This is a genomic window from Methylobacterium sp. 142-1Y, assembly GCF_057747795.1.
Map to the genome: position 1 here is coordinate 2,791,167 of NZ_CM173224.1, position 25,901 is coordinate 2,817,067.

Consider the following 25,901-nt stretch of genomic DNA (forward strand, 5'->3'; position numbering starts at 1 on the left):
GGGAGGGCAGGGGCATGAGCGGCGGCAGGACGAAGGCGGGACGGAAGCCCGAGACCGGCGAGCGGCCGGTCCCGCAGGAGACCGAGGAGCGGGTGATGGCCCTCGACCTCCCGCCCTCGCCCGACCTGTCGCCGGAGATGCGGGCCTATTTCGACAAATGCCGCGAGAAGATCGGCTTCGTGCCGAACGTGCTGCTGGCCTATGCCCACGACACCGCCAAGCTCGAGGCTTTCGCCGCCCTCTACAACGACCTGATGCTGGCGCCCTCCGGCCTGTCGAAGCTGGAGCGCGAGATGATCGCCGTGGCGGTGTCGAGCGTGAACCGCTGCTATTACTGCCTCACCGCGCATGGTGCCGCCGTCCGCAGCCTCTCGGGCGATCCGGTGCTGGGCGAGATGATGGCGATGAACTACCGCGCCGCCGACCTCTCGCCCCGCCATCGCGCCATGCTCGACTTCGCGGTGGCGCTCACCGAGGCGCCCTGGACCATCGAGGAGGAGGACCGCGAGGCCCTGCGCGATGCCGGCTTCTCCGAGCGCGACCTGTGGGACATCTCCGCGGTGGCGAGCTTCTTCAACATGTCGAACCGCATGGCCTCGGCCGTCGACATGCGCCCGAACCGCTCCTACCACGGCGAGGCGAGGGCCTTGCCTGGTCCGGACGAGGCCTGACCGGTCACCCGGTTGCCGCATTGTCGGCGTAAGGGCGCTGCCGATGCATGAACCGGGTCGGGGGCGCTCCCTTGCGTCGTCGACCGAGCGGGAGCGGTGGATGGCGTACCAGGCGAAGTCGGCGCTCGAGGTCCAGCTGGACGTGCTCGGCGCACTCATGCTGCGCGACATCCGCACCCGCTTCGGCGGCACGATGTGGGGTTACTGCATCGCCGTCGGATGGCCCTGCGCCCACGTCCTCGTCATCACCGGCTTCTACGCCGTCCGGCACATGCCGACGCCGATCGGCGACAGCATCGTGCTGTTTGCCGTCTCCGGGTTGTCGCCGTATATCATCATGAACTATACGGCCCGAAAGATGATGGAGGGTCCCCTCCAGAACAAGCAGCTCATTTATTTTCCGCAAGTCAAATTCTTCGACGTCGTCATGTCGCGCGCTCTCGTCGAAATCTGTACCAGCAGCCTCAGTATTTTCTTGGTATTCTTCATCGCGGCATGTTGCGGTGCGCAGGTCCTTCCGCATGATGCGTTTGCATTTTGTGAAGCCATGCTGCTTGCGTTATGCTTTGCTCTGTCATTGGGGTTTTTGAATGTTTTTATATCGCAAATATTTCCGCCGTGGCAGATCGGCGTCATCGTTCCAATGCTTATCATGTATTTTACTAGCGGCGTCGTCTTTGTGACCGAATCGATGCCTGCCGTCATCTACGAATACGTGCAGTGGAATCCCTTGATGCATATCGTCAAGGTCTGCCGGTCGTCGTTCTATCCGGGTTACGGTGCGGATGCGTCGATCCTGTACGTGCTCATGGTGTGCGGAACGCTGTTGATGGCCGGTCTTCTGGGTATCCGTTTCATCGTGCCGCGCTTCTACAACTGAGGCAGGGTGCATCGACGCCGCAACGGACGAGAGGGGATGCGCGCGCAGCCAGATCGTCCCGCGGCGGGCAGGGCTGTTCGGGGACGGGGAGAGGTGTGCGATTCCCCTACGTTCCACAGTAGACCACCGACAGGTCGGTGAACCGCGCCGCTGCTCCGGCTATTCGATTTTGCATCACGTTCTGCGGCGAACCGGGCTATCCGCGTCGTCGGACAAAATGCGCAGGCGCCTCCGAGGCCTGCCGAGCAGGCGCCTCGAGATGAGGTCGTGGATGGGAGATAAGCCCGATCTCGGCGGACTTCTCACACGGCTGCGGCGTACCCCGCCGCGCGCCCATCGGAGGACGTGCCGCGCTCGATCCCTCGAGGGTTCTTCCTCCGGATAAACCTGTACGAGGGGGGTTGCGGGCATCGGCGGAATGTCCGGTCTTCGCGGACGGGGCGCCGCAGGCGCGCCGTGCGGAGACGTCCGGGGCCGCCGCAGTGCCGTCCTGACGGTGTCCCGCCCGGCGACCAGACCGAACGCATATCCTGCATCGGCCGGACGGACCGCGCGTCGATCGCTCAGTGAGAGAGCCGGTGATCGGTTTCCGGAGCGCTCGGCTTCCGGAGAGAGAACCCTGCCTCATGAGCGGGTCCGGCCTTCCTGCGCATCGGCAGGATGGTGCGGCCGAGAGGACTCGAACCTCCACTGGTTACCCAACTAGCACCTCAAGCTAGCGCGTCTACCAATTCCGCCACGGCCGCGGAGAATGCCGGACATCGAAAACCGGTCCAGCCAATCTGAAAAACCTACATCAATGACCATCAGGGCAGCAGAGCGGCCCTCTTCGTCGGCAACCTCGCCCGGCTCACACTCTCGACGAGGATCGAGATGCTCACACCGAACCCGGTTTCCATTCCAACCCGCTGCGGTCATGGACCCCGCGGGATGAATGGTGCGGCCGAGAGGACTCGAACCTCCACTGGTTGCCCAACTAGCACCTCAAGCTAGCGCGTCTACCAATTCCGCCACGGCCGCGGAGCGCTTGTTCTCGCCGGAGCCGGCGGGGCGGGGGTGAGACCCGTCCGAAGCGAGGCTGCGAATACCAGTCCCCTCCCGGGGACGCAAGCGCCCCGATATCGATCCGGCGAACATTCTCGCCTAGAGGGCGTCCGACAGGGCGCCGAGCAGGCCGGCGCTGCCGTCGCCGATGCGGATGCCGGGCTCCTGCACCACCTCGGCCTTGCGGATCAGCTCCGTGACCTCCACGGAGATGCGGTTGCCGGTGACCACGATCTGCCCGCGGGCGATCGGGTGGTTGTTGGCGAGGATCTCGACCATATCGGAGTCGGTCGAGTCGAGTTCGATGACCGCGCCGCGGCCCATGCGCAGCAGCATGTGGATCGGCATCCGGGTCTGCCCGAGCACGACCGCGAGGTCCACCTTGAGAATGTCGAGTACCGCCAACGGACGCACCCACCCTGACCACGAGACGATGCGACAACAATCTGCTCTTATGGTGAAGCCTTGGTAAACGACCGGCTCGGAACCGCTCCCGGCAGCCTCCTGCCCGCCCCCGGCAGCCCCCCCGTCGAGTGGGTCGTTCGCGACGCGCTCCTCGACTACCGCGAAGCGGAAGGCGCGATGGAGGCGCGGGCCGCCGCGATCTCAGAGGGCCGCGCCCTGGAGCGCGTCTGGCTCGTCGAGCACCCGCCGCTCTACACCGCCGGCACCTCCGCCAGGGAGGCCGACCTGGTGGCGCCGGAGCGCTTCCCGGTCCACCGCACGGGGAGGGGAGGGCAATACACCTATCACGGCCCCGGCCAGCGGGTCGCCTACGTGATGCTCGACCTCAACCGGCGTCGGCCGGACCTGCGCGCCTACGTGGCCGCCCTCGAGGCCTGGCTGATCGCGACCCTCGACGCCTTCACGGTGCGGGGCGAGCGCCGGGAGGACCGGGTCGGGGTCTGGGTGCGCCGGCCGGAGAAGGGGCCGGGCGTCGAGGACAAGATCGCGGCGATCGGCATCCGGGTGCGGCGCTGGACGACCTTCCACGGCATCAGCCTCAACGTCGAGCCGGACCTGTCGCATTTCTCCGGCATCGTGCCGTGCGGCGTGCGCGAGCACGGCGTCACCAGCCTGGTCGATCTCGGCCGGCCGGTGACGATGCCGGAGGTCGATGCGGTGCTGCGGGGGCGCTTCGAGGCGATCTTCGGGCCCACGGTGCTGGTCGACGACGAATGAGCGGGCTTAAGCCGGCCGGCGCCGGGCCTCGCCGTTTCCCCGCAGCCCGGACTTGCTCTAGAATGGGCCCCGAGACCGCGGCGATGCCGCGGCCGCCGCGAGGGGGGCTTCCTTCCCGCGCATCACGGAGGTCCGCCCGTGACGGATGTCCCCGCGCCAGTGCCGGCCGCTGAGGCGCCGGGGGAGGCCGGGCTCCTGCGCGCCGTCCTCTCGGCCGCCCCCCTGCCGTCCCTGCTGGTCGCGCCCGGCCCCTCGGGCGCGGTGTGCTTCGCCAACCCGGCCGCCCTCGCCCTCTTCGGGGAAGCGCCCGCCGGCCTCGCCGGCCTCGGTGCCGAGCCGGAGGCCGAGGTGGCGTTGCGCGCGCTGCTTGCCGCCGACGGGCCGGCGAGCGCCGAGGTGCTGCTGCGCCGGCACGACGGCGCGACGCTCTGGGCGCTCCTCCATCTCTCGCCGGTGGCGGGGGCGGAGCCGTGCAGCCTCGTCCAGGTCGTCGAGACCTCCCGCTGCCGCGACCTCGAGGCGGCGCTCAGCCTGGCGGAGCGGCGCGAGGCTTTGGGCCAACTTACCAACGGCGTCGCGCACGAGTTCAACAACCTGCTGCAGATCCTGGTCGGCTACGTCGACGGCCTGCGCCGGCGCCTCGGCGAGCATCCGGACGCCTTCGTCCAGCGCGCGCTCAGCCGTTCGACCGACGCCGCCGAGCGCGCGTCGTCGCTCACCCGCCACCTCCTCGCGTTCTCGCGCAGGCACCGGCCCGAGCCGCGGCCGGTCGACCTCAACGGCCTGCTGCGCGACTACCGGGAGCGGGCGCTGGGCGTCCTGGGGGAGGGGATCGCCCTCGACCTCGATCTTGCCGGCGATCTGTGGATCGCCTGCGTCGATCCGATCCAGACCGAGCTGATCCTGCAGATCCTGCTGCGCAACGCCGCCGAGGCGATGCCGGCGGGCGGGTGCGTCACGATTCAGACCTGCAACCACGGCGGCGAGGGCGTGGCCGCCGACGGGGCGGCGGGGCGCCACGTCGCGCTCACCCTGGCGGATACCGGGGCCGGCATGCCGCCGGAGGTGCTGGCCCGGGCGCTCGAGCCGTTCTTCACCACCCGCGAGCCCGGCCGCGGCACGGGGCTCGCCATCCTCAACGCCCTGGTCAAGCGCCAGAACGGCGCCGTCGCCCTGCGCAGCAGCCCCGGCGAGGGCACGGTGGTGCGCCTCACTTTCCCGGCTGCCGCGACCCCGCGGTCGCAACGAAGTGCCGCCGCACGATAATCCCGGTCAACTCAAAAATTTATCGCTTGGCAGATCTGGCGCCGATCGGCGACTCTTCATCGGGTGTAGTGAGAATCCGGAAGGCATTCGGCGCGATGCCTCCCTTCTACTGCGCCACCCGCACCCCCATATGCGGGCTTAAGGGGCGGGCCGCCCCTCACTGGTGATGGCACGAGGCGACACGAACCGATGATGACCCCCTTCTCCCGCGGCCGCCGGACGGCTCTGGCTCTCGGCCTGGCGGCCCTGATGGCCGTGGCGGCGACGCCCGGCGAGGCGCGTCCCGGCGGCGGCGGCTCCATGGGCTCGCGCGGCAGCAAGACCTTTTCGGCGCCGGCTCCGACGACGACCGCTCCGGGCGCCGCAGCACCGATGCAGCGCTCGATGACCCAGCCCGGCTCGTCGATGGGCGCGCCTGCGGCGCCGCAGCGGCGCTTCGGCGGCGGCTTCTTCGCCGGCCTGCTCGGTGCGGGTCTGCTCGGCGCCCTGATCGGCGGCGGCTTCTTCGGCGGCCTTGGCGGCATCGCCTCGTTCCTCGGCCTGCTGCTCCAGGTCGGCCTGCTGGTCGGCGTGGTGATGCTGGTGATGCGCTTCCTGCGCCGTCGTCGGGAAGAACCGGCCATGGCGGGCGCCTATCACCGCAGCGGCCCGGCTGCCGGCCCCGGCGGCCCGCTCGGTGGCGGGCTGGGCGGTGGTCTCGGCGGAGGCCTTGGTGGCCTCGGTGCCGGTCTCGGCGCGAATGCCGGTGGTGGGGCTGCCGCGCAAGGTCGCCCGCCCCAGCGCGACGAGGTCGGCATCGGCCCGCAGGATTTCGACGCCTTCGAGCGCACGCTGACCCAGGTCCAGCTCGCCTACGGCGCCGAGGATGCCGCCACCCTGCGCCGCCTCACCACGCCGGAGATGTTCGGGTATTTCGGCGAGGAGATCAGGGCCAACGCCGCCCGCGGCGTGGTCAACAAGATTGCCGACGTGAAACTGCAGCAGGGCGACCTCGCCGAGGCTTGGCGCGAGGGTCCGGTCGACTACGCCACCGTGGCGATGCGCTACACCTTGCGCGACGCGCTGATCAGCCGGGCCAACGGGCAGGTCGTCGAGACCAACCCCTCCGAGGCGACGGAGGTCTGGACCTTCATGCGCCAGCGCGGCGGCGAATGGGTGGTCTCGGCCATCCAGCAAACCCGGTAACGGTTTGGTCGCGGGGAGCGCATCTCTTCCCGCTGCCCTCAGAGCGGAGCCCCCGATCCCGCCCGGATCGGGGGCTTTTCTTTTTTCGTTACGTGACGGGGCGGCATCCGGCCGCTCAGCCCTCGCCTCCGCCCATCATCCGTTGCATCTGGGAGAGCTGCGAGATGTGCAGCCGGATCAGCGGCAGGGCCCCTTGGGCGATGCGGCGCAGGGCCAGATCCTCGCCGCTCTGCGCGTAGGTGCCGTGGACTGCCATCGCCTCCCGGTGGCCCTGGAGCGAGGCGTTGACGAAGGCGGCGTCGTTTTGCGGACCGCCCTGCATTCCGGAGAGCTGCGCCTGGATCTGCGCCTTCTGCTCGTCCGAGGTCATGCCGCTGGGAGACGCACCTCCGGGAACCCCGAGCACACCGCCGACGGTGCCGGCCGCAGCGCCAGCTACCCCACCCGCGACCGCGAGCGGCGCCGCCACCAGGCCGCCGACGAGCCCACCCGGACCGGGCTGGCCGCCGCCGACCGGCACCGCGATCGTGCCGCCGGTCACCCGATCGATCTTGTTGGCGAGCGTGACCTGCTCGGTCACCTCCGCCCGCGCGAACTTCTTGACCCGCGGATTGTCGGTCTTGGCGAAGGCGTCGCGTGCGGTGCTCTCGAGAAAGAGGCCGCCCTTGGTGGCCATCGCCAGGTAGACGGGCGTCGGCATGGCGCCGGCCGGTATCGGTTGCGCCACGGCGGTGCGGGTGACCGCGAGGGACGCGGTGGCGGTGAGCAGGCTGACCAGGACGTCGCGACGGTGCATGGATGAGGCTCCCGGGAGGGCACGCATCCCGGCGCTGCCGCCTCGGATGCTCGGGGGGAGTAATTTCCCCGCCCGACCGGTGTTCCGTCGTGCCGCGTTCCGGTCCGCGCCCGCGGCGATATCGCGCAGATGCGAATCGCGCCTCAGGCCCGCCGCGGCCAGGGCTCCGGCTGCCTGCGCCGGGTCCAGCGCCGCCACGGCCGGCTCATCAGGACGAAGGCCAGCACCACGCCGGCGGCGTACCAGGCGTGCATGCTCTCGTAGCCGCCCTCCGGCGTCCAGGCGAAGCCGCCCAGGAACACGTAGGAGACGGCCGCCGCCAGGGTGCGGAAGGCGAGCAGCCAGGGATGCTGCAGGATCGGGTCGCCGTTGACGAGGGCGATCCCGAGCCCCGTCAGGGCGAAGAGCACGCCGCCGAGCGGCAGGCCCAGGAACAGCGAGAGCACGGCGCGCAGGAACAGCCCGGGCCAGTCACGGCGGCGGCGGGTGGGCGCAGTGGGCGCGGTGGGCGCGGGGGCGTCGGTCACGGTCGTGTGCGGCATGCGGCTTTCGGCGCTGGCGGGCCGCGCGACGGCGCGGCCTCGACGGGACAAGCGTCCAGCGTGTAGCGCAATCCGCGCCGGTCCCTCCAGGGTGTCGCGCGGTCAACCGGTCAGGTTCGATGCGGGCGAGTGCGGCGTGGCTGCCAGCGCGTGTCCCGGTAGAGGTCCCCCACCTTGCAGGCGAGACCCATCGACGGAATCGCGAGATCGTCGCCGAGGCCGGTCAGCACCCGGCAGGTCCAGCCGCCGGCCTCGCGGGCATGCAGCGTCACGTGCACGCGCTCCTGCTCCACGACGAGGATGGCCCGGCAGGGGCCATGCTCGCGATAGAGCCGGACCTTCACGTCGATCCAGCGCGCGCCGCTGACCGGCGTCAGGTCCTCGTCGGTGCTGGAGACCACCTCGGCGAGCAGGGTCGCCGCGTCGGTGAAGCGCTTGCCCCCGACCACGTCGTCGTAGGCGACCACCGCGACATCGGGCTCTGGTTTATAGGCGCCGTTCCGCTCCATCTCTACCAGGATGGAGCGGGGCCAGGGGAACTCGATGCCCGGCCGCTGGACGGCGTAGAGGCTCTCGTCGTGGTCCCGCAGCGCGGCGTTGAGCAGGGTCTGGAGGTTCGTCGCGATGACGTTGTGCTCCATGAGGGGCGGCGTCATCATGACCGGAACCCCCTCGATCAGTTCCCAGCGCTCGTCATCCGGCCGCTCCGCCTGAAAGGCGCGGAACTCTAGTCCCGACATCCGGGATGCGCGCGCGACCGCCGCGACAGGCATGGTTCCGCTCCTCCTTGCGACCGGTCCAGGCCGGCCCGCCGCCCGCTCAGGTCTCCAGCTCGCTGTCCCAGTACAGGTAGTCGATCCATGTGTGGTGGTACTGGCGGTGGTCGAATTCCGGCTGGCGGCGGTGCAGCTCGTGGCGGCTCGGCCGGCGCGGCTCGTTGAGGAGGGGCATCTCGGCCTCCTCGGGAGTGCGGTTGGCCTTGCGCAGGTTGCACGGGCTGCAGGCCGCGACCACGTTCTCCCAGCTCGACTGGCCGCCGCGGGAGCGCGGCACCACGTGGTCGAAGGTCAGGCCGCCCGACGGCAGGCGCAGGCCGCAATACTGGCACGAGAACGTGTCGCGCAGGTAGATGTTGTAGCGCGTGAAGGCGGGGCTGCGCGCCATGGCGACGTAGCTCTTGAGCGCCACCACGCTCGGCACCTGCAGGGACCGGCTGGGCGAACGCGCTTCGACGTCGTAGCTCGCCACCAGGGTGACGCGGTCGAGGAACAGGGCCGTGAACGCGTCCTTCCACGACCACAGCGAGAGCGGATTGTACGAGAGCGGCCGGTAATCCGCGTTGAGCACGAGGGTTTGAAGGTCCAGCATCATCCTGCCCTGGCGACGGGCCGACCGCAGCGAGGGGGGCCGGCACGGTGCCGGTCCTCGCGTCGCTCGCCAGGAGAGGAGATGGGGACCATCGCCTATCCTCCGAGCCGGTCGGGGAGAGTGGGGGGAAGAGTCGGAGGACAAGGCGGATGCCCGCCGCGGCCGCTCGGGGCGCGGACGCCGGGGGGCGCGGCCGGAATGCGATCCGGGCGCCGTCCGGGCTGCTGATGAGGGGCGATCACCGACATCCTCCCGCAGCGAGACGAAAAGGCCGTGTCCATTGAGGCTTAGTCTAATAGCAGCATGACAGGGTTGTGAAGGTTTCGCGGCGGGGCGTCTCGTCACGCCTCACACGAATTCGCTGCCCGCGCGGCATCCGCCGGCCGGCCTCCCGCCGCGCGAGGGTCCGCCCGGCCCGGATTTTCGCCCCATTGATCCGCGATGCCGCCACCGGCCTCGTCGTCCCTCGTCCGGTTTCCCCGTCCGGGCGGATGACCTAGGTAGAAGGCTCGAACCGACCCCATCGCGAGGATCGCCGGCCGACGCGCCGGGCGTCCCGCCATGGCCGACCGGATGACCGACCAGACCGGGCCGCCGGGAGACGAGCCCGACACGCGGGTGAGAAGGATTGCGCATGAGACAGCTTCGCCGATGGACGATCGCCCTGGCGGCCGTGCTGCTGAGCCCCGGGCTCGCGGCGGCGCAGGGACACGTCGCGAAGCCCGATGCGGCGAAGCCCGAGCGGGCGACGGTCGCGCAGGCCCCGGCACCGGCGCCGGCTGCCAAGGCGGATGCGAAACCCGCCGCCGGCCAGCCCGCCGCCGCACCCGCCGCACCTGCGGAAGCGCCCAAACCTCCGCCGCAGACCCCGATCTCCGAGCAGATCAAGCAGATCCGCGCCCAGCTCGACGCCGAGAAGGCGGACCTCGACCAGCGCGAGCAGGCCCTGACCCACCGGGAGCTGAACAAGGACGACCTCGCCCTCCTGCGCGAGGGCATCCCGCCGGTGGCCGATCGTCTGCGCCAGGTCGTCGACCATCTCGGGCCCCGGCTGGATGCGGCCAAGGAGCGGCTGAACCAGCTCGGGCCCAAGCCCAAGGAGCCCGAGGGTGCCGACGTGGCGCAGGAGCGGGCCCAGCGCGAGGCCGGCGTCGCCGAGATCGACGACACCCTGCGGCTCGCCCGCTCGCTCCTGGTGCAGAGCGAGCAGATCACCGACCAGATCAGCAACCGCCGCCGCGCCGCCTTCACCCGCGCCCTGTTCGAGCGCACCGACGGCCTGGTGAGCCCGAACCTGTGGATGCGGGCCACCAGCGACTACGCCCGCGACTTCCGGGCGCTGAAATCCTCCCTCGACGATTCGGTCGTCCAGGTCCAGCGCCGGGGCACGGCGCTCAACCTGTTCCTGCTCGCGCTGGCGATCGGCGTCTCGGTGGCGCTGTATGTCGGGCGCCGGCACATCGCCCCGCGGGTCGGCCACCGCTCGTCCAAGACCGCGCAGCCGACCCGCTACGCCCGGGTGATGGCGGCCTGGCGGGTCTTCCTCGTCGGCGCGGTGCCGGCGGTGCTCGGCAGCTTCCTCGTCGGCTACACCCTCGACGTCACCGAGCTGCTGCCCCTGCGCCTGCTGCCGGCCGCCCACCGGATCGTCGCCTCGCTCGCCTTCGTGGCGGTGGTCGAGGCGATGGCCGATGCGCTCCTCTCGCCCGACCGCCCGGCCTGGCGCCTCGTCGCGATGACCGACGCCACCGCCGAGCGGCTGAACCGCCTGATCATCGCCATCGCCTCGGTGATCGCGGTCGGGCGCACCATCGAGGGCCTGAACGAGGGCATCTCGCTCAGCCTGCCGATCACCATCGTCACCAAGGGCGTCTTCGCCGCGGTGGTCGCCGTGGTGCTGGCCGAGGGCCTGCGCCGGTTCGCCGCGCGGGCCGAGGAGACCGACGAGGCCTGCCTCGGCCCCTACATCGCGGCCGAATCGACGACCGGCATCGGCGGCCCCTTGCGCATCCTCGGCTGGATCGTGGTGGCGGCGATCGGCGTCTCGGCGCTGGTCGGCTACATCGCCCTGTCGTCGTTCCTCATCGACCAGCTGATGTGGACCGCGATCGCCGCGGCGATCCTCTACCTGGCGATCTCGAGCGTCGACGCGGTGGTCAGCTCGGCCCTCCAGGACGATTCCCGCATCGCCACGGCGCTCCAGGCCAATACCGGCCTGCGCAAGCGCTCGCTCAACCAGATCGCGGTGCTGATCTCGGGCTTCGTCCGGGTGCTGCTGCTCACCGCCGCGGGCGTGCTGCTGCTGGCCTCCTGGGGCGTCGATTCGACCGACATCTTCTCCTGGGCCCAGGCCGCGTTCTTCGGCTTCACGGTGGGCGGGGTGACGATCTCGCTCTCGACCATCGCCCTCGCGCTCGGGCTGTTCACGCTCGGTCTCGTCATCACCAAGGCGATCCAGCGCTGGCTCGAGAATACCTACCTGCCGGCGACCGATCTCGATCCGGGCCTGCGCAACTCGATCTCGACGGTGAGCGGCTATGTCGGCTTCCTGCTCACCCTGGCGCTCGCCTTCTCGTATCTGGGCCTGAGCCTCGAAAAGCTCACCATCGTCGCCGGTGCCCTGTCGGTCGGTATCGGTTTCGGCCTGCAATCGATCGTCAACAACTTCGTCTCCGGCCTGCTGCTGCTCTGGGAGCGGCCGATCCGGGTCGGCGACCTGGTGGTGATCGGGGACAACGAAGGCTATGTCCGCCGCATCAGCGTGCGCTCGACCGAGATCCAGACCTTCGACCGCTCGGCGGTGATCGTGCCGAACTCGAACCTGATCTCCGGCGTGGTGAAGAACCGGGTGCGCGGCGACCGCACCGGCCGGGTCACCATTACGGTCAGCGTCCTGCGCAACCAGGACCCGGTCCACGCCGCCGAGCTGATCGCCGGTTGCGCCAAGGCCCATGCGGAGGTGCTGAAGGAGCCGCCGCCCCGTGTGGTGTTCCGCAAGATCGGCGATCCCTTCCTCGAATTCGAGCTGATCGCGATGATCACCGACGTCGGCTCGCAGGCGAAAGTGCAGAGCGACCTCAACTTCGCGGTGTTCAAGACCTTGTCGGAGGAGGGTCTGATCCCCAATCTCGGACCCGGTGCGAGCATCGTCACGGTTCAGGGGCTGGACGCGATGCAGGACGCCATGGGGCAGATCGCCCGCATGACGACCCCTGCCGCGCTGCGCCCCGAATCCCGGAACGAGGCCCGTCCCGAGCCCGAGGCCGAGCGTCGCAAAACCCCCGAGACCGTGCCGTGATCCTCCTTCCCGCCGCGCTGAAGCGTATCGCCTTGCTGGCCCTGCCGCTTTCCCTCGCCGCCTGCTCGGCGAGCGAGGCGACGCGGGTCTCGACCGGGGCGGCGGGACCGAGCCTGTACTGGCCGATGGCGGCGACGGGGGCGCAGATCGATGCCGGCGCGGCCCAGGCGATGATCGCCGCCTATCGCAGCAACAAGGGATTGCCTCCGCTCGCCCTCGATCCCGGCCTCCAGCGCCTCGCCGAGACCGAGACCGCCGCGATGGCCGCCGCCGGCCGCCCGAGCCAAGCGGATATCGTCAAGACCGTGGCGGCCCGGATGGGCTATCCGGAGCCGGCCGCCAACCTCTCGGCCGGCTATCACACCCTGGCCGAGGCGTTCTCGGGGTGGCGCGAGAGCCCGTCCCACAACGCGGTGATGCTCGATCCGACGGCGACCCGGATGGGGATCGCGACGGCCTATGCGCCGGGGTCGAAGTACAAGGTGTACTGGGCCTTGCTGGTGGCGAAGTAATCGCCCTCAGCCCGCCCGGATGGCAGTCAGGGGAGATGGGGCGATGCCCGGTCGCTCTCCCCTCGCGTGCGGGCCACCGCGGCGCTCTCCACCCGGTTCCGCCCGGCCGCCTTGGCGGCGTAGAGCGCGGCATCGGCCTGCGCGAGCAGCGCATCCAGGGCCTGCGGCAGGCCGGCCTCGCAGGTCGCGACGCCGAAGCTGGCGCTCAGCCCTGCAAGCGGCAGGTGCGTTCCGCCCGCATGGTCCTCGCCCGGGAGGGACAAGGCCGCCACCCGCAGCCGCAGGTGCTCGGCGGTCATCCAGGCCTCCGCCGCGCCGCTGCCGGGCAGGAGAATGGCGAATTCCTCGCCGCCGAGCCGTCCCAAGGCCGCGTCTTCGCGCAAGCCCGCTCGCAGCAATGCAGCCACCGCGACCAGCACCCGGTCGCCCTGGGCGTGGCCGAACCGGTCGTTGATCTGCTTGAAATGGTCGATGTCGATCATCAGCACCGCCGCCGGCCGGCCCGCTGCGGGCAGCTCGGCCAGCAGCGCGCCGGCGCGTTCGAGGAAGGCCCCACGCTGCAGAACCCCGGTCAGGTGGTCGTAGCGGGCGACGTGGTCGAGCCGGCGCAGCAGGTCGTTGCGCGCCGCGTTGACGATGGCCACCGCCATCGGCCCGAGCGCCACCAGGGCGATGCCGAGGCGCGCCGACAGCATGGCGTTGATGTAGAGCAGGTTGATGTCCGGCAGCCGCAGCAGCCCCAGGGCGATGGCGAAGAGCTGGGCGGTGCTCAGGAGCGCCGTCAGCACCATCGTCGGAAACACCGGGTAGCGCAGCGCGCACCAGATCAGCGCCGGAACCGGCAGGGCCAGGACGCCCGGTCCGCCGAGCAGAATGGCGAGGGCCAGGGACGCAACGAGGGCGACGACCGGCAGGATGTCGGGGAAGTGCCACCGGCGCGACGGCCACAACTCCGCCAGCAGGCGCCGCGCTGACCCAGGTTGCGGCGCGGTGAGGAAGAGCGGCAGCAGGAGGATGTCGATGGCGACCTGGCCGTGGAACCAGTCGAGCAGGCTGGGCAGCAGAGGCCGCCCGAACAGCACCGGGCCGGCCGCGCCGCCGATGGCCGCCTCGGCCCCGGCGCTGGCGAGGCAGACGATCAGCAGCGACAGCATGGTGCGCGGCTGGTCGAGCCGGCGCGCGCCGACCGGCAAGCAGCGTGCCGCCGCCCGGTAGCCCGCCGCCACGCCGGCCATGTTGGCGCCGTTGAGCCACAGATTCGCGAGCCAGCCGGTGCCGGCGAGCAGATCCGCCGCCAGGTAGGCGACGAAGGCCCCCAGCCACCCCGCTCCGGTGGCGCGTCCGGGATTGCGCAGCAGCATGCCGAGCAGGACGGCATTCGCCGGCCAGAACAGCGACAGCGGGCCCAGCAGCCGGGTCAACAAGGCGGAGAACAGCGCGCAGGGCAGGATGATCGCCGCGGCCCAGCAGAAATCCCGAACGGCCCGCCGGGCCCACTCCCCGGGCTCGGTCGCCTCGGACGAGCCGAAGGAGGACGCAGTCGGAAGATGCATGCGGCGGACTCTCGGGCGGCCTTGGCGCGGTGGACAGGCCTTGTCGTCGGGCCTGCGGCGAGGCGGCACCGCCTGCTTCGAGCCATGTCCGCTTCAGGTCAGATCGTGGCTCGGGTTATCATGCTTCAGCGATAGGGCCCAAGTTCTCACGGCTTATGTCGTGCGGGTTTCGTCGCTCCTTGACAACGTCTTCCCCTTGCCTCCGGGCCTGACTGAAGGACCCCACACGAGGCTCGACCTTACGGAAATCCCACCCCCCGCGGCGTCGGCGGCGCCTCGTTGAGAAGCGTCACCGTCACCCGGCGGTTGGCCGGCAGGTACGGATTATCCGGGAACAGCGGCTCGGTATCGGCCTTGCCTGACACGGAAGCGAAGCGGTCGCCCGGCAGGCCGTTGCCGGCCAGGATCTCGCGCACGCTGACGGCACGGCCGGCCGACAGCTCCCAGGGCGGGGCGGCGGGGCGGCGGCCGGGGCGGTCGGCGGCGGTGTAGCCGGTCACCGCGATGCGGTTGGGCAGCCGGCGCAGGGTGGGCACGATCCGCTCCAGCACCTGGCGGGTGCGGTCGTTCGGCCGGGTCGAGCCTTCCGGGAACATCGAGCGGTTGTCCTGGTCGACCAGCGAGATGTCGAGGCCCCGTGCCGTCACCTCGATCACGATGCTCTTCGACAGTTCGGCGATCTCCGGCAGGTCCTGCAACGCCTGGCGCAGGGACGTCACCGCCAGGCCGAACCCGTCCTTGTAGGAGTTGCGTTGGGTCCCATTGGCCAGCACCTCGTCGGGGCTGGGCGGCTCGGGCTTGTCGGTCGCCTGCTCGGGGGCGATGTCGCGGGTGTCGCGCGGCTTGGTCGCGCCGGGCAGGCCGGCCTTCTCGATGATGCCGTTGAAGCGCGACTCGCGGTTGTTGCCGAAGGCGTCGCGCATCGAGCCGGCCACCGCCTGGAGCTTCTTCTGGTCCTGCGTCGAGTAGGCGGCGATCATGACGAAGAAGCTCATCAACAGCGCCATCAGGTCCGCGAAGGTCACGAACCAGCCGTGGCCGCCATGGGCCCCGCGCTTCTTTCTAGCCACCGCTCAGGTCTCCTCGAAGGGCGCGCAGGCGTCGGGCCGCCTCGGGCGGCCGTCTCGTCACGATGCGTCAGGCCGCCTCGGCGGCCATCTCGTCGCGGTGATTGTGCGGCAGGTAGGCGATCAGCATCTCGCGCACCAGCGAGGCGCTCTTCGAGTCGCGGATCAGCAGCACCCCGTCGATGATGAGGGTGCGCGACACGTCCTCCTCCTCGAGCTTGACGTGCAGCTTGTCGGCGATCGGCAGGGTGATCATGTTGGCGATGAGCGCGCCGTAGAGGGTGGCGAGCAAGGCGGTCGCCATGGCGGGGCCGAGCTTCGAGGGATCGGACATGTTGGCGAACATCGTCACCATGCCGAGAATCGTGCCGATCATGCCCCAGGCCGGGGCGCAGTCGCCGAAGGCGCGGTAGACCTTCGAGCCCTCGTCGAGATGCATCAGGAAGTTGTCGCGGTCGCGCTCCATCGTGTCGCGGATGAACTCGCGGTCGTAGCCGTCGGCGATGTAGCGCACGCCCTGCGCCAGGAACGGGTCCGAGATCTCGAGGTTCTCGATCGCCATCGGGCCCGAGCGCTTCACCACGTCGGCGATCTTGGTGATCTCGTCGATCAGCTCGCGCGGCCGGATCGCCCGCATGTTGAAGGCGTAGCGCAGGCCCATCGGCACGCCGTGGACGATGACCGAGAACGGGAAGCGCAGCATGGTGGCGGCGGTGGCGCCGCCGAAGATCACGATCACCGCGTGCTTGTCGAAATAGGCGGCGAAGTTGCCGCCATCGATCATGATGAGCACGAACACGACCGCGATGCCGCCGACGAGGCCGGCGCCGGTTGCGATATCCATCTGAACTCGGCCCCTTCATGCGTCGTCGCGCGGCCCCGGTCGCAGGGCGCGGTCCCGACCGTCGCGTGTGTCCTGGCCCGGAGATTACGGCGAACAGGCTCAACGAACGGTAAAAATGCCGAACCCGGCGCCCGCGCCGTCATGCGCCGTTCAGCGAGACACAGTCATACACATGACCATGCGATCGAACGGCCGCCACAACAGGCCGCGCGCGGGGCAGGCGGTGGGCGAGGGCCCGGTCCGCACACAAGGGCATCTCATCAGGGTTCACCGTCGATGCGGTTGATCAGGCTCTACGTTCGGGTCATGGGCCAGCTCGGGTCCGATCTGCGCCTCGGGGCGCTTCTGGCCGCCGCCAACATCGCGCTGGCAGTGGCGGCCTTCGCCGAGCCGGTGCTGTTCGGCCGCATCATCGACCGACTCACCCACCTGCCGGCCGGCGGCGCCGGCACGTCGAGCCTGCTTCTCCTCGTCGGCGCCTGGGTGGGCTTCGGGCTTTTCTCGATCGGCGCCGGGGTCCTGATCGCGCTCCATGCCGACCGGCTCACCCATCGCAGCCGGCTGTCGGCGATGGCGAACTACTTCGAGCACGTCCTCGACCTGCCGCTCGCCTTCCACTCGGCCAACCACTCGGGCCGGGTGCTGAAGGCGATGCTGGAGGGCACGAGCGGCATGGCGGCGACCTGGCTCGGCTTCTTCCGCGATCATTGCGCGGCGCTCGTCTCCCTCGTCGTGCTCCTGCCGATGACGCTGTTCCTCAACTGGCAGCTCGGCTCGATCCTGGTCGCCCTGATGGTGGTGTTCACCGCGCTCACCACCTTCGTCCTACGCCGCACCGAGACGCTGCAAGGCCAGGTCGAGGCCTACCATTCGGGCCTCGCGGCCCATGCCTCGGACGCGCTCGGCAACGTCGCGGTGATCCAGTCCTTCACCCGCGCCAAGGCCGAGAAGGAGGCGATGCACGGCATCATCCGCGACCTGCTCGCCGCGCAGATCCCGGTCCTGTCCTGGTGGGCGCTCGCCTCCGTCGCCACCCGCGCCTCGGCGACCCTGACCATGACGGCGATCTTCGTCACCGGCATCGTGCTGCACGGCCACGGCCTGGCCACCGTCGGCGACGTGGTCTCGTTCATGAGCCTCGCCACCATGCTGGTCGCCCGGCTCGACCAGGTCGTCGCCTTCGTCAACAGCCTCTTCCTGCAGGCGCCCAAGATGCAGGAATTCTTCGACATCCTCGACACCGTGCCCGCCGTCCACGACCGGCCCGGCGCTAGGTCAGTGGCGCGGCTCTCCGGCGACGTGTCGTTCGAGGACGTGCGCTTCTCCTATGACGGCCGCCGCCCGGCGCTGGACGGGGTGTCGTTCACGGCGCGGGCCGGCGAGACCGTGGCGCTCGTCGGTACCACCGGCTCGGGCAAGTCGACGACGCTCGGCCTCCTCCACCGCGCCTTCGACCCGGATGCCGGCACGATCCGCATCGACGGCGAGGATCTTCGCGACATCGGCCTCTCGTCGCTGCGCCACAACATCGGCGTGGTATTCCAGGAGCCGATGCTGTTCGCCCGCTCGATCCGCGAGAACCTGCAGGTCGGCCGGCCCGACGCCACCGACGCCGAGATGCTCGACGCGCTCGAGCGGGCCCAGGCCTCGGAATTCATGGCGCGCCAGCCCGACGGGCTCGACACGGTCATCGGCGAGCGCGGCCGCTCGCTGTCGGGCGGCGAGCGCCAGCGGCTCTCGATCGCCCGGGCGCTCCTGAAGAACCCGCCGGTCCTGATCCTCGACGAGGCGACCAGTGCCCTCGACGCCGCCACCGAGCGCAAGCTCCAGGGCGCGCTGGAAGCAGTGATGGAGGGACGCACCACCTTCGTGATCGCCCACCGCCTGTCGACCATCCGGGACGCCGACCGCATCCTGGTCTTCCACGAGGGACGGATCGTCGAGAGCGGCACGTTCGAGGACCTGGTGGCCGAGGGCGGCCGCTTCGCCGACCTCGCCCGGGCCCAGTTCATGGCGGCGCCGGAGCCGGACGAGTACGCCCTGGCGGCGTGAGGACATGTGTTCCGAGGGGCAGGTGCGCCTGCCCCTTCCCGCATCGCTGGTCGAGCTTGCGAGCTGCTGGTCACGAGACCGGGGTCATGTCATGGCAGACGGGTGACCGATCTTTCCCACCTCCTCCCCCTTACGCCGCTGGCGAGCCTGGGCTGGCTCACCTTCTTCGAGGAGCAGCGTGAGCCGCACGAGACCGATCTCGCTCCCATGCGGATTGCCATGGTTCACCGCTCACGGCTGAGCGCCCTGTCGGTGGAGGGACCGGTCGAGCTGACGCTTCCCGTCCATACGAACACCGGTGACTTCGCCGTCGGCGACTGGGTCCTGGTTCATCCTCGAACCCGGATGCTCCATCGCCGCCTGAACCGGAGGACGGTCCTGGAGCGGCGCGTCGAAGGCAGCCGGGCGCTGCAGCCCGCCGCAGCCAATGTCGACACGCTGTTCATCGTCACCTCCTGCAACGCCGATTTCAACCAGGCCCGCCTCGAGCGCTATCTGGCTCTGGCCAACCAGGGCGGCACCAATCCGGTGATCCTGCTCACCAAAGCCGACATGGCGGCCGATGGCGACGCCTACCGCCGTCAGGCCGCCGAGTTGCAGCGCGGGCTCGACGTCGTGACTGTCAATCCCCGGCGCCCGGAGGCGGCACACACGCTGGCCCCGTGGTGCGGGGTGGGGCAGACCCTCGCGCTGGTCGGCTCGTCCGGTGTCGGCAAATCGACCCTGGTGAACACGCTCGCGGGTCCCGGGCAGGCGCTTCCCCAGGAAACCGGGGCGATTCGCGAACACGATGCCAAGGGACGCCACACCACGACCTCTCGGTCCTTGCACGCCATCGCGGGGGGCGGCTGGGTGATCGACACGCCGGGGATGCGAACGCTGCACGTCAGCGGCGCCGAGGACGGGATCGCAACGCTGTTCGCCGAGATCACCGAACTTGCCCCCTCGTGCCGGTTCCGCGACTGCACGCACGCGCACGAACCCGGCTGCGCCGTGCAGGCCGCCATCGCCGACGGCGCGATCAACCCCGAGCGCCTGACCCGCTGGCGCAAGCTCCTCGATGAAAACCAGGACAACACGCCGGCCCCCGCCGGCCCCCGCGGCCGACGGGGTGGCGGCGGGTAGGCATGTCCTATCAGCGGCCCGGGCCGCGGTGAGCGGCTCACGCTGGCGGCGCATCGATTAGGTCTCGGGCAAGCCGATCGGACTTCGAACCAACGCCGTCGATCGCAGCCGACGCTCCCGCGCCGAAAAAATGCGTTTGCCCGATCGCCGATCGGCGAAAACGAATTTTTAGAAATCAGAGAAATTAAGCGGAACGCTTCGTTTGACGAAGCGGCATCCGTCGGCAATTCTTCTGCGGCACGATCAAGTCGAAGCCATTGATCGCGATCATCCTTGTCCGATTCATGTCTGACGAGCCGGCAATCCCGCCTGCGCGAGCGTCGGACCTTTTGCCCCGCGCGCCGGGGAAGGGGACGCCCCCGCCTACCGCCAATCCTGTCCACCGATTGCGGAGCCAGCCCATGAACATCGCCGTCAATCCGAGCCACATCGCCGAGCCTGCGCCGCGGGGCGCGCCCGGCCCCGCCCGCCCGGCCGAGCCCGCGCACGTCATCCGCGACGACGCGGAGGCGATCCGGATCGCCCACGCCCTCGCCGCCCGGTTCCGGGAGGGCGCCTCGGAGCGCGACCGCACCGGCGCCCGTCCGCTGGCGGAACTCGACGCCTTCTCGCAGAGCGGGCTATGGTCGATCAACGTGCCGCGCAGCCATGGCGGGCCCGAGGTGTCGTACCGGACCCTCGCCCAGGTGATCGCCATCGTGGCGGCGGCCGATCCATCGATCGCGCAGATCGCCCAGAACCACCTCGGCATCGTCGCGGCGATTCGCACCGTGTCCGATCCGGAGCAGCAGGCCGACCTCTTCGCCGCGGTGCTCGCCGGCACCCGCTTCGGCAACGCCTTCTCGGAGAAGGGCACGAAGCGCGCCGCCGAGTTCGAGACGCGCTTCACCGATCACGGCGACCACGTCGTTGTCCGGGGCCGAAAATTCTACGCGACGGGGGCGCTGCTCGCCCATCTCGTGCCGATCGTGGCCATCGATGACGAGGGCCGGCCCTGGTACGCCATCGCCGATCGCGACGCGCCGGGGCTGACCGTCATCGACGACTGGTCGAGCTTCGGCCAGCGCGGCACCGCCAGCGGCACCGTGCTCATCGACGACGTGCGGGTTGAAAAGAGCCGCCTGGTGCCGGCCTGGCGCGGCTACACCGCTCCGCGGGTCGACGGCGCGATCTTCCAGATCATCCAGGCGGCGATCGATGCGGGAATCGGGCGCGCCGCCCTCGACGATACCATCGCCTTCGTGCGCGAGAAGGCGCGGCCCTGGATCGACAGCGGCCAGGAGCGGGCCTCCGACGACCCCTACACGATCCGCGCCGTCGGCGACCTGACGATCCGCCAGCACGCGGCGGAAGCCCTGCTCGACCGGGCCGGCCTCGCCATCGACGCGGCGGTCGCGGAGCCGACGCCCGACAGCGTGGCGGCGGCCCAGCTCGCGGTGGCGGAATCGAAGGTGCTGACCACCGAGGTCGCGCTCGCCGCGTCCAACACGCTGTTCGAACTGTCCGGCACCCGCTCGACGCTCGCCGAGCACAACCTCGACCGGCACTGGCGCAACGCCCGCACCCACACCCTTCACGACCCGGTGCGCTGGAAGGTGGCGATCGTCGGCAACCATGCACTCAACGGAGTCAACCCGCCGTTCCACGCCTGGAGCTGACCGGGCCGGGCGCCGGGCTTCGCGGACGGTGAGGGCCTCTCCCCACCGATCCGCTCAGAGATCGTCATCGAAGGTCGCGGTCGGGATGCCGTCCCGGTTGAGGCTGTTATGCGCGCCGTAGCGGTTCACCGCGTTCCGGAACTGGCAGGAACGGCAGAGCTCGGGCGGGTCGCTCGAGTTGATGCGTTGGCGCAGGCGGCGATAGCGCTCCCCGGTCCAGATCCCCTCCAGGGTATCCTCCGTCAGGTTGCCGATCTTCGCGCCCGGCACGCAGCAGGCCATGACGTCCCCGTTCGCCAGGACGGTCGCGGTTTCCCATGGCAGGAGGCAGGGCTGCGGGCTTCCGGTGCCGGGACGGTCGTGGAATTCCTCGCCGATATTGAGCTGCACGCCGAGGGTCTCTGCCAGGGCCACGGCGTCGCGGCGCATGGCGTTGAAGCGCTCCGGCTCGTGGACGAGGGACTCGGCCAGCATCGGGGCGTGGTAGACCTCGAGATGGCGGCAGCCGATGGTATCGACGCCGGCCTGCGCGGCCCGCTCCACGAAACGCGGCAATTCGTGGATGTTCGACCGCATCAGCGTGAATCCCAGGCCGATGACCAGGTTCCGGTCCCGGCCGTGCCGCGCCCGCGCCTCGACCAGCCGCGCGGCGGCATCGAAGATGGTGTCGAGGTGGGGCGCGCCGATCCGGATGGTCCGGTAGGTCTCGTCGGTCGCGGCATCGATCGAGATGCTGACCGCGTCGACCTTGGACGCCATGATCTTGGCGATGCGCTCATCCGTCAGGTAGGCGCCGTTCGTGTCGATATGGACGGCGATGCCGAGGCCCGTCACGTAATCCAGTTCGCCGGGCTTCTTGTGGTCGGCGAACAGGAGGTCGCCGCTGTAATCGGTGAACATCCAGGTGATCTTGCCCGCCGCGACGAGGCCCTTGATCTCGTCCTTGATTGCCGACGACATGCGGACTGCACGCTTGCGGGAATGCCGCGAGATGCAGTGCGTGCAGTTCATGTTGCAGGAGGTGAGCGGGCTGTACAGCAATCCGGGCGGCGAACTCGCCACGGTCTCGGGCGAGCTGAAGATCAGTCTCGCCTGCAGGCCGTGGGACACGAACAGGCCGTCGCGGGTGTGAAGCCCGCCATGGCCCGCGATCCGCTCCTCGCCGCGCGAGACGAACGCCGTCGGCGACTCGTGCGCGCCGATCGCCGGCGAGGTGAGCCTGAGGGCGAACAGGGCGCCCTTCGAGTTCGGGAAATTCGGGAAGTAGACGTGGTGGTACGCGTTGTCGATCAGTTCGCCCGGCTCGATCGTGCAGCTTGCCAGGGCCTCCGTCGCGATCTCCGGCCATGCGGCCGGGCCGACATGATGCTCGTCGACCTCGAAGAGTTCGACGACGATCGGGATCGCCTGGGGGCGGCAATGGATCCCGAAGCGGATCGAGATGCCGCTCAGATGATCGTCGGGGCAGCGAATGAGCTGAACGACGCCGCCGAGTTGGTCGATCGGGCCGCAGATCCGATGGTCCTGGCTCTCGTCGATCGGTCCGCGAGGGGCGAGCGTTTCGACCGGCGGCAAGTCTCGTGGCAGTGACGGGACGAAGGTCCGACGCATCGCCTGCGAGGCAAGCGCGATGAAAGATCGTCCCATATGCCCCATCATCTTGGCCGCCCTGGTCGTTCGACGATCACCCGCTCCGACGATGTCCCGGCTGTGACGCGTCGCAAGCGAAGCACCAGCATACGCCATCGCGCCGGCCGCCTCAGTAACTTGCGGGACACAATCACGCGGTGAAAGCGTGTGTCGGCCACTCTACCGGGGAAGACGTTGGGCGTGGGCCAGGAATGACCCTGCGCCGGCCGGGATGCCCCCGGCCACCCTCTTGAGCGGAAGGCCCCTACATCAGCTTCACGGTGTCCCGCCGGCTCTGGGCCCGGGCCTGGAGCCGGCGGCGGCGGGCGGCGATCACCGTGCCGTTGATCTCGCCGCCGAACAGGAACATCGCGGCGAGCCAGTAGACGAAGACCAGGAACACCATCGCGGTGGCGAGGCCCCCGTAGGTCGACACGTAGGCGCTCGAGAACCGGTCGAGGTACATCCCGAAGCCGAGGCCGGCGAGCACCCACAGGCACAGGGTCACGGCGATGCCGGGCAGCACCATGGCCACCGGTCGGCGCCCGGCGGCGATGAACTTGTGGGCGATCACCAGCACGCTGGCGACGAGCAGCACCGTCACGCCGACCCGGCCGACCGCGACGGTAAGGCCGAGCGGCTCCAGCCCCGGCGCCACCAGCAAGAGACCGCGCCAGACCAGGGGGCCCAGCACCACCAGGAAGGTGAAGGCCAGCATCGCGAAGGCGGCGCAGATCACGTAGCCGATCGATTCCAGCCGCGTGAGCCACCACGGCCGCATCTCCCGCAACCCGTAGGCCCGGTTGAGCCCGACCCGCAGGCTCTCGACCCCGCTCGACGAAAAGTAGAGCGCCAGCACCGCGCCGAGGGTGAGGAGACCGCCGCGCTGCTCGGTCAGCACCCGGTGGACCTCGTTGGCGATCGGTCCCGCCACCTCGCTCGGCCAGATCTCGAACAAGAGGTTGCCGGCTTCGTCGGCGAGGGACTTGGTGCCGAACACACCGGCCAGCGCCGTGAGCAGGATCAGGAACGGGAACAGCGAGGTCAGGAGCGAGAGCGCGATGTGGCTGGCGATCGCCCAGCCGTCATGGGCGACGAAGCGCTGGGCCGCGAGGGCGGCGATCTCCAGGGCGGTGCGGGGACGGATCACGGCGCGCGGGCTCTCGGGGTGGTCGTTCCGGCGGAATCGTCGTCTCAGGTAGAGCGTGGGCGCCGGTCCTGGAAAGGCGAGAGGGCAGAATTGCGGCCTGCGCGTCCTTCCGGGCACGCAGGGTCGTCCGGGGAAAGGGGAAACCCGCGCCGTTCTCGTCTCAAAAGCTTATTCGGACAGCCATGCCCGGCACGGGCGGGGGGCTATTCTCGCGGCGCCGGTTGCGGAACGGCCGCGCTCGTGCTCGTTGCGCAGGCATCATGAGCCGCCTCCTGCCTCTGTCCGACGCTTCCTGGCCCGCCCGCCTGGCGCCCGGCCTGTTCGTGCTGATCTGGGCCACGGGCTTCGTGGTGGCGCGCCTCGTCGCGCCGCATGCCGAGCCGTTGACTTTCCTCGCCGTGCGCTTCGGCCTCACCGCCATCGTGCTGACGGGCCTCGCCCTCGCGGTCGGCGCCCGGTGGCCCCGGGGCTGGCGCGGCTGGCGCGACGCGATGGTGGCCGGGATCCTGATCCAGGGCCTCTACCTCGACGCGGTGTTCTGGGCGGTGCATCGCGGGCTGCCCGCCGGCATCGCCGCCCTGGTGGCGAGCCTGCAGCCGTTGCTCACCGCGGCGGTGGCCGGGCCGCTCCTCGGCGAGCGGGTCTCGGGCTTGCGCTGGCTCGGCATCATGGTCGGCCTCGTCGGCGCCGGGCTGGTGCTGGCGCCGAAACTCGGGGCGACCGGGGCGGCCGGCGGCATCCCGCCGGAGGCGCTGGCCGTGTGCTTCTGCGGGACCATCGCCATCACCCTCGGCACCCTGTGGCAGAAGCGCACGGCTGCCGCCGTCGACCTGCGCACCAACGCCGCCGCGCAGTTCATCGGCGCCGTGCTGCTCACCCTGCCGCTGGCACTCCTGACCGAGCGAGGGGAGTTCGACCTCTCGGTCCCGCTTCTCCTCGGTCTCGCCTGGGCGGTGTTCGGCCTGTCGGTCGGCGGCATCCTGATCCTGCTCGGGCTGATCCGCCGCGGTGCGGTGGCGGGCGTGGCGGCCCTGTTCTACCTCGTGCCGCCGGTCTCGGCCGCGATGGCCTTCGGGCTGTTCGGCGAGACCTTGGGCCCGGTCCAACTCCTCGGCATGGTGGTGGCGGTGGCCGGTGTGGCGATCGCCAGCCGCGGTTAAGCCCCTGGTGGGATTCGAGGCCTTAGGCTGCGGCGGTCTCCGGAGACCACCCGCATGCTGCGCCCCGCCCTGACCGCTGGCCTGACGATTTCGGTGCTCGCCGCGAATGTAGCGCTCGTCGCCCCCGCGATGGCGGGAGGCGAGCCCGACGCCTTTCGCCCGGCGCCCGCCGCGTCCGGCCGAGTCCGCCCGGGAGACGTGCCGGCTCCCCGATCCGTCCGCGGGCCGCACCGGCCCGGCCTCGTGCGCTTCCGCGGCTCGCCGGTGCAGCCGGTCTCCTACGGCGAGACCGACGGCGCGGTCTTCCACGCCTGGCTGCCGCGCAACGCCGACCTGCCGATCTACAACATTCCGCCGCCGTTCTTTCCCGAGCCTTGACGGGGTCTGCCCGAGCCTTGACGGGGTCTGCGCGAGCCCTGGCGGGGGCCGCCGGAGCCCTGACGGAGCCGTCTTGAAGCACCGACATCCGGCCTGGATCGAAGCGGGACACTTGGGCGTTAGACCTGGCGTAAAGACCCGTCAGGGAGCCGAGCCGTGCCCGATGCGATCGCACCATCCCACGATCACGTGCCGCCGTCTCCGATACCACTCGACCCGGACCTGCGCCCGATCGACCTCGCGGCGCCGGGTTCTCCCGACCGTCTCGACGACGAGGCGCGCCTGCACCTCGCCCGTGCCGGGCAGGACGCCCTCGATGCGTGCCTGAGCCGGTTCGCCCCCGAGGAGCGCGCGGCGTTCTGGCGCGCGTTCTGCCGCTGCTACAACCGGCCGTACAATGCCGCCGAGATCCCGCCGCCCGAGACCCCGCCGCCCGAGGCTTCGCATCCCGGCGCCGTGCTTCAGGCCTCGCCGGGCGCCGTTCCGGCCCCGCACGTGATCGAGGCCGTCGGCATCCTGCCGGAGGTTGCACTCCGGTGAT

General features: G+C 70.2%; 23 protein-coding genes and 2 tRNA genes. 13 read left to right on the top strand and 12 right to left on the bottom strand.

Annotated features, from left to right (window positions below):
* Positions 1-95 precede the first annotated feature (95 nt).
* Complete coding sequence (locus AC3AOF_RS12620) at positions 96-671, top strand: peroxidase-related enzyme (RefSeq protein ID WP_488348984.1); 576 nt, start codon at positions 96-98, stop codon at positions 669-671.
* 100 nt (positions 672-771) lie between these two features.
* Positions 772-1,551 carry an ABC transporter permease gene (locus AC3AOF_RS12625; RefSeq protein ID WP_236990466.1) on the top strand — a complete coding sequence of 260 codons (780 nt, stop codon included), beginning with the start codon at positions 772-774 and terminating at the stop codon, positions 1,549-1,551.
* 661 nt (positions 1,552-2,212) lie between these two features.
* On the opposite strand, the gene AC3AOF_RS12630 is transcribed toward AC3AOF_RS12625, so the two are convergent.
* From AC3AOF_RS12630 to AC3AOF_RS12640, 3 genes are all read right to left on the bottom strand, one after another.
* Positions 2,213-2,297 (bottom strand) — tRNA-Leu (locus AC3AOF_RS12630).
* 189 nt (positions 2,298-2,486) lie between these two features.
* A tRNA-Leu gene (locus AC3AOF_RS12635) sits at positions 2,487-2,571 on the bottom strand.
* Positions 2,572-2,694: 123 nt separating this feature from the next.
* The gene (locus AC3AOF_RS12640; RefSeq protein ID WP_203154711.1) at positions 2,695-3,000 is read right to left on the bottom strand and encodes a FliM/FliN family flagellar motor switch protein; all 306 of its coding nucleotides are present in this window, start codon (positions 2,998-3,000) and stop codon (positions 2,695-2,697) included.
* A 60-nt stretch (positions 3,001-3,060) separates the two neighbouring features.
* On the opposite strand from AC3AOF_RS12640, the gene lipB reads away from it, so the two are divergent.
* The 3 genes from lipB (at position 3,061) to AC3AOF_RS12655 (ending at position 6,228) form a co-directional block, all read left to right on the top strand.
* Complete coding sequence (gene lipB, locus AC3AOF_RS12645; RefSeq protein WP_236990465.1) at positions 3,061-3,777, top strand: lipoyl(octanoyl) transferase LipB; 717 nt, start codon at positions 3,061-3,063, stop codon at positions 3,775-3,777.
* A 138-nt stretch (positions 3,778-3,915) separates the two neighbouring features.
* On the top strand, positions 3,916-5,043 hold the full coding sequence (locus AC3AOF_RS12650; protein WP_236990464.1) for an ATP-binding protein: 1,128 nt from the start codon (positions 3,916-3,918) through the stop codon (positions 5,041-5,043).
* A 189-nt stretch (positions 5,044-5,232) separates the two neighbouring features.
* The gene (locus tag AC3AOF_RS12655) at positions 5,233-6,228 is read left to right on the top strand and encodes a TIM44-like domain-containing protein (protein ID WP_488348712.1); all 996 of its coding nucleotides are present in this window, start codon (positions 5,233-5,235) and stop codon (positions 6,226-6,228) included.
* 115 nt (positions 6,229-6,343) lie between these two features.
* Here AC3AOF_RS12655 and AC3AOF_RS12660 read toward each other — a convergent pair whose 3' ends face one another.
* From AC3AOF_RS12660 to AC3AOF_RS12675, 4 genes are all read right to left on the bottom strand, one after another.
* Positions 6,344-7,024: a DUF4142 domain-containing protein gene (locus AC3AOF_RS12660; protein ID WP_488348713.1), complete on the bottom strand. Its 681-nt coding sequence runs from the start codon at positions 7,022-7,024 to the stop codon at positions 6,344-6,346.
* Positions 7,025-7,167: 143 nt separating this feature from the next.
* Positions 7,168-7,566, bottom strand: a complete 399-nt coding sequence (locus tag AC3AOF_RS12665; protein ID WP_488348714.1) for a hypothetical protein — start codon at positions 7,564-7,566, stop codon at positions 7,168-7,170.
* Between the two features lie 110 nt (positions 7,567-7,676).
* Positions 7,677-8,306 carry a Uma2 family endonuclease gene (locus AC3AOF_RS12670; RefSeq protein ID WP_488348715.1) on the bottom strand — a complete coding sequence of 210 codons (630 nt, stop codon included), beginning with the start codon at positions 8,304-8,306 and terminating at the stop codon, positions 7,677-7,679.
* Between the two features lie 79 nt (positions 8,307-8,385).
* Entirely contained in the window at positions 8,386-8,934 is a 549-nt protein-coding gene (locus tag AC3AOF_RS12675; RefSeq protein ID WP_488348716.1) for an HNH endonuclease, read from the bottom strand.
* Positions 8,935-9,568: 634 nt separating this feature from the next.
* On the opposite strand from AC3AOF_RS12675, the gene AC3AOF_RS12680 reads away from it, so the two are divergent.
* Positions 9,569-12,232, top strand: coding sequence for a DUF3772 domain-containing protein (locus tag AC3AOF_RS12680; protein ID WP_488348717.1), 2,664 nt, complete (start codon positions 9,569-9,571; stop codon positions 12,230-12,232).
* On the top strand, positions 12,229-12,744 hold the full coding sequence (locus tag AC3AOF_RS12685) for a CAP domain-containing protein (RefSeq protein WP_236990458.1): 516 nt from the start codon (positions 12,229-12,231) through the stop codon (positions 12,742-12,744). The genes AC3AOF_RS12680 and AC3AOF_RS12685 overlap by 4 nt, the downstream gene beginning before the upstream one ends.
* A 26-nt stretch (positions 12,745-12,770) precedes the next feature.
* On the opposite strand, the gene AC3AOF_RS12690 is transcribed toward AC3AOF_RS12685, so the two are convergent.
* The 3 genes from AC3AOF_RS12690 to AC3AOF_RS12700 form a co-directional block, all read right to left on the bottom strand.
* The gene (locus AC3AOF_RS12690; protein WP_488348718.1) at positions 12,771-14,297 is read right to left on the bottom strand and encodes a GGDEF domain-containing protein; all 1,527 of its coding nucleotides are present in this window, start codon (positions 14,295-14,297) and stop codon (positions 12,771-12,773) included.
* A gap of 239 nt (positions 14,298-14,536) precedes the next feature.
* Positions 14,537-15,367 carry an OmpA/MotB family protein gene (locus AC3AOF_RS12695; RefSeq protein WP_236990456.1) on the bottom strand — a complete coding sequence of 277 codons (831 nt, stop codon included), beginning with the start codon at positions 15,365-15,367 and terminating at the stop codon, positions 14,537-14,539.
* A gap of 67 nt (positions 15,368-15,434) precedes the next feature.
* On the bottom strand, positions 15,435-16,208 hold the full coding sequence (locus tag AC3AOF_RS12700) for a motility protein A (protein ID WP_236990455.1): 774 nt from the start codon (positions 16,206-16,208) through the stop codon (positions 15,435-15,437).
* Positions 16,209-16,484: 276 nt separating this feature from the next.
* On the opposite strand from AC3AOF_RS12700, the gene AC3AOF_RS12705 reads away from it, so the two are divergent.
* The 3 genes from AC3AOF_RS12705 to AC3AOF_RS12715 all read left to right on the top strand — a co-directional run bounded on the left by AC3AOF_RS12705 (position 16,485) and on the right by AC3AOF_RS12715 (position 21,043).
* Positions 16,485-18,260, top strand: coding sequence for a glucan ABC transporter ATP-binding protein/ permease (locus tag AC3AOF_RS12705; RefSeq protein WP_488348719.1), 1,776 nt, complete (start codon positions 16,485-16,487; stop codon positions 18,258-18,260).
* Between the two features lie 102 nt (positions 18,261-18,362).
* Positions 18,363-19,385, top strand: a complete 1,023-nt coding sequence (gene rsgA, locus AC3AOF_RS12710; protein WP_488348720.1) for a ribosome small subunit-dependent GTPase A — start codon at positions 18,363-18,365, stop codon at positions 19,383-19,385.
* Positions 19,386-19,786: 401 nt separating this feature from the next.
* Complete coding sequence (locus AC3AOF_RS12715; RefSeq protein WP_236990452.1) at positions 19,787-21,043, top strand: SfnB family sulfur acquisition oxidoreductase; 1,257 nt, start codon at positions 19,787-19,789, stop codon at positions 21,041-21,043.
* 54 nt (positions 21,044-21,097) lie between these two features.
* Here the strand turns inward: AC3AOF_RS12715 and AC3AOF_RS12720 are convergent, their stop codons facing one another.
* Positions 21,098-22,618, bottom strand: a complete 1,521-nt coding sequence (locus AC3AOF_RS12720) for a radical SAM protein (RefSeq protein ID WP_488348721.1) — start codon at positions 22,616-22,618, stop codon at positions 21,098-21,100.
* 319 nt (positions 22,619-22,937) lie between these two features.
* Positions 22,938-23,819 carry a YihY/virulence factor BrkB family protein gene (locus tag AC3AOF_RS12725; protein ID WP_236992812.1) on the bottom strand — a complete coding sequence of 294 codons (882 nt, stop codon included), beginning with the start codon at positions 23,817-23,819 and terminating at the stop codon, positions 22,938-22,940.
* Between the two features lie 263 nt (positions 23,820-24,082).
* Between AC3AOF_RS12725 and AC3AOF_RS12730 the strand changes: the two genes are divergently transcribed.
* From AC3AOF_RS12730 to AC3AOF_RS12740, 3 genes are all read left to right on the top strand, one after another.
* Positions 24,083-24,982, top strand: coding sequence for a DMT family transporter (locus AC3AOF_RS12730; RefSeq protein WP_236990450.1), 900 nt, complete (start codon positions 24,083-24,085; stop codon positions 24,980-24,982).
* A gap of 54 nt (positions 24,983-25,036) precedes the next feature.
* Entirely contained in the window at positions 25,037-25,360 is a 324-nt protein-coding gene (locus AC3AOF_RS12735; RefSeq protein ID WP_236990449.1) for a hypothetical protein, read from the top strand.
* 156 nt (positions 25,361-25,516) lie between these two features.
* Positions 25,517-25,900, top strand: a complete 384-nt coding sequence (locus AC3AOF_RS12740) for a hypothetical protein (RefSeq protein ID WP_488348722.1) — start codon at positions 25,517-25,519, stop codon at positions 25,898-25,900.
* Position 25,901: the final 1 nt, after the last annotated feature.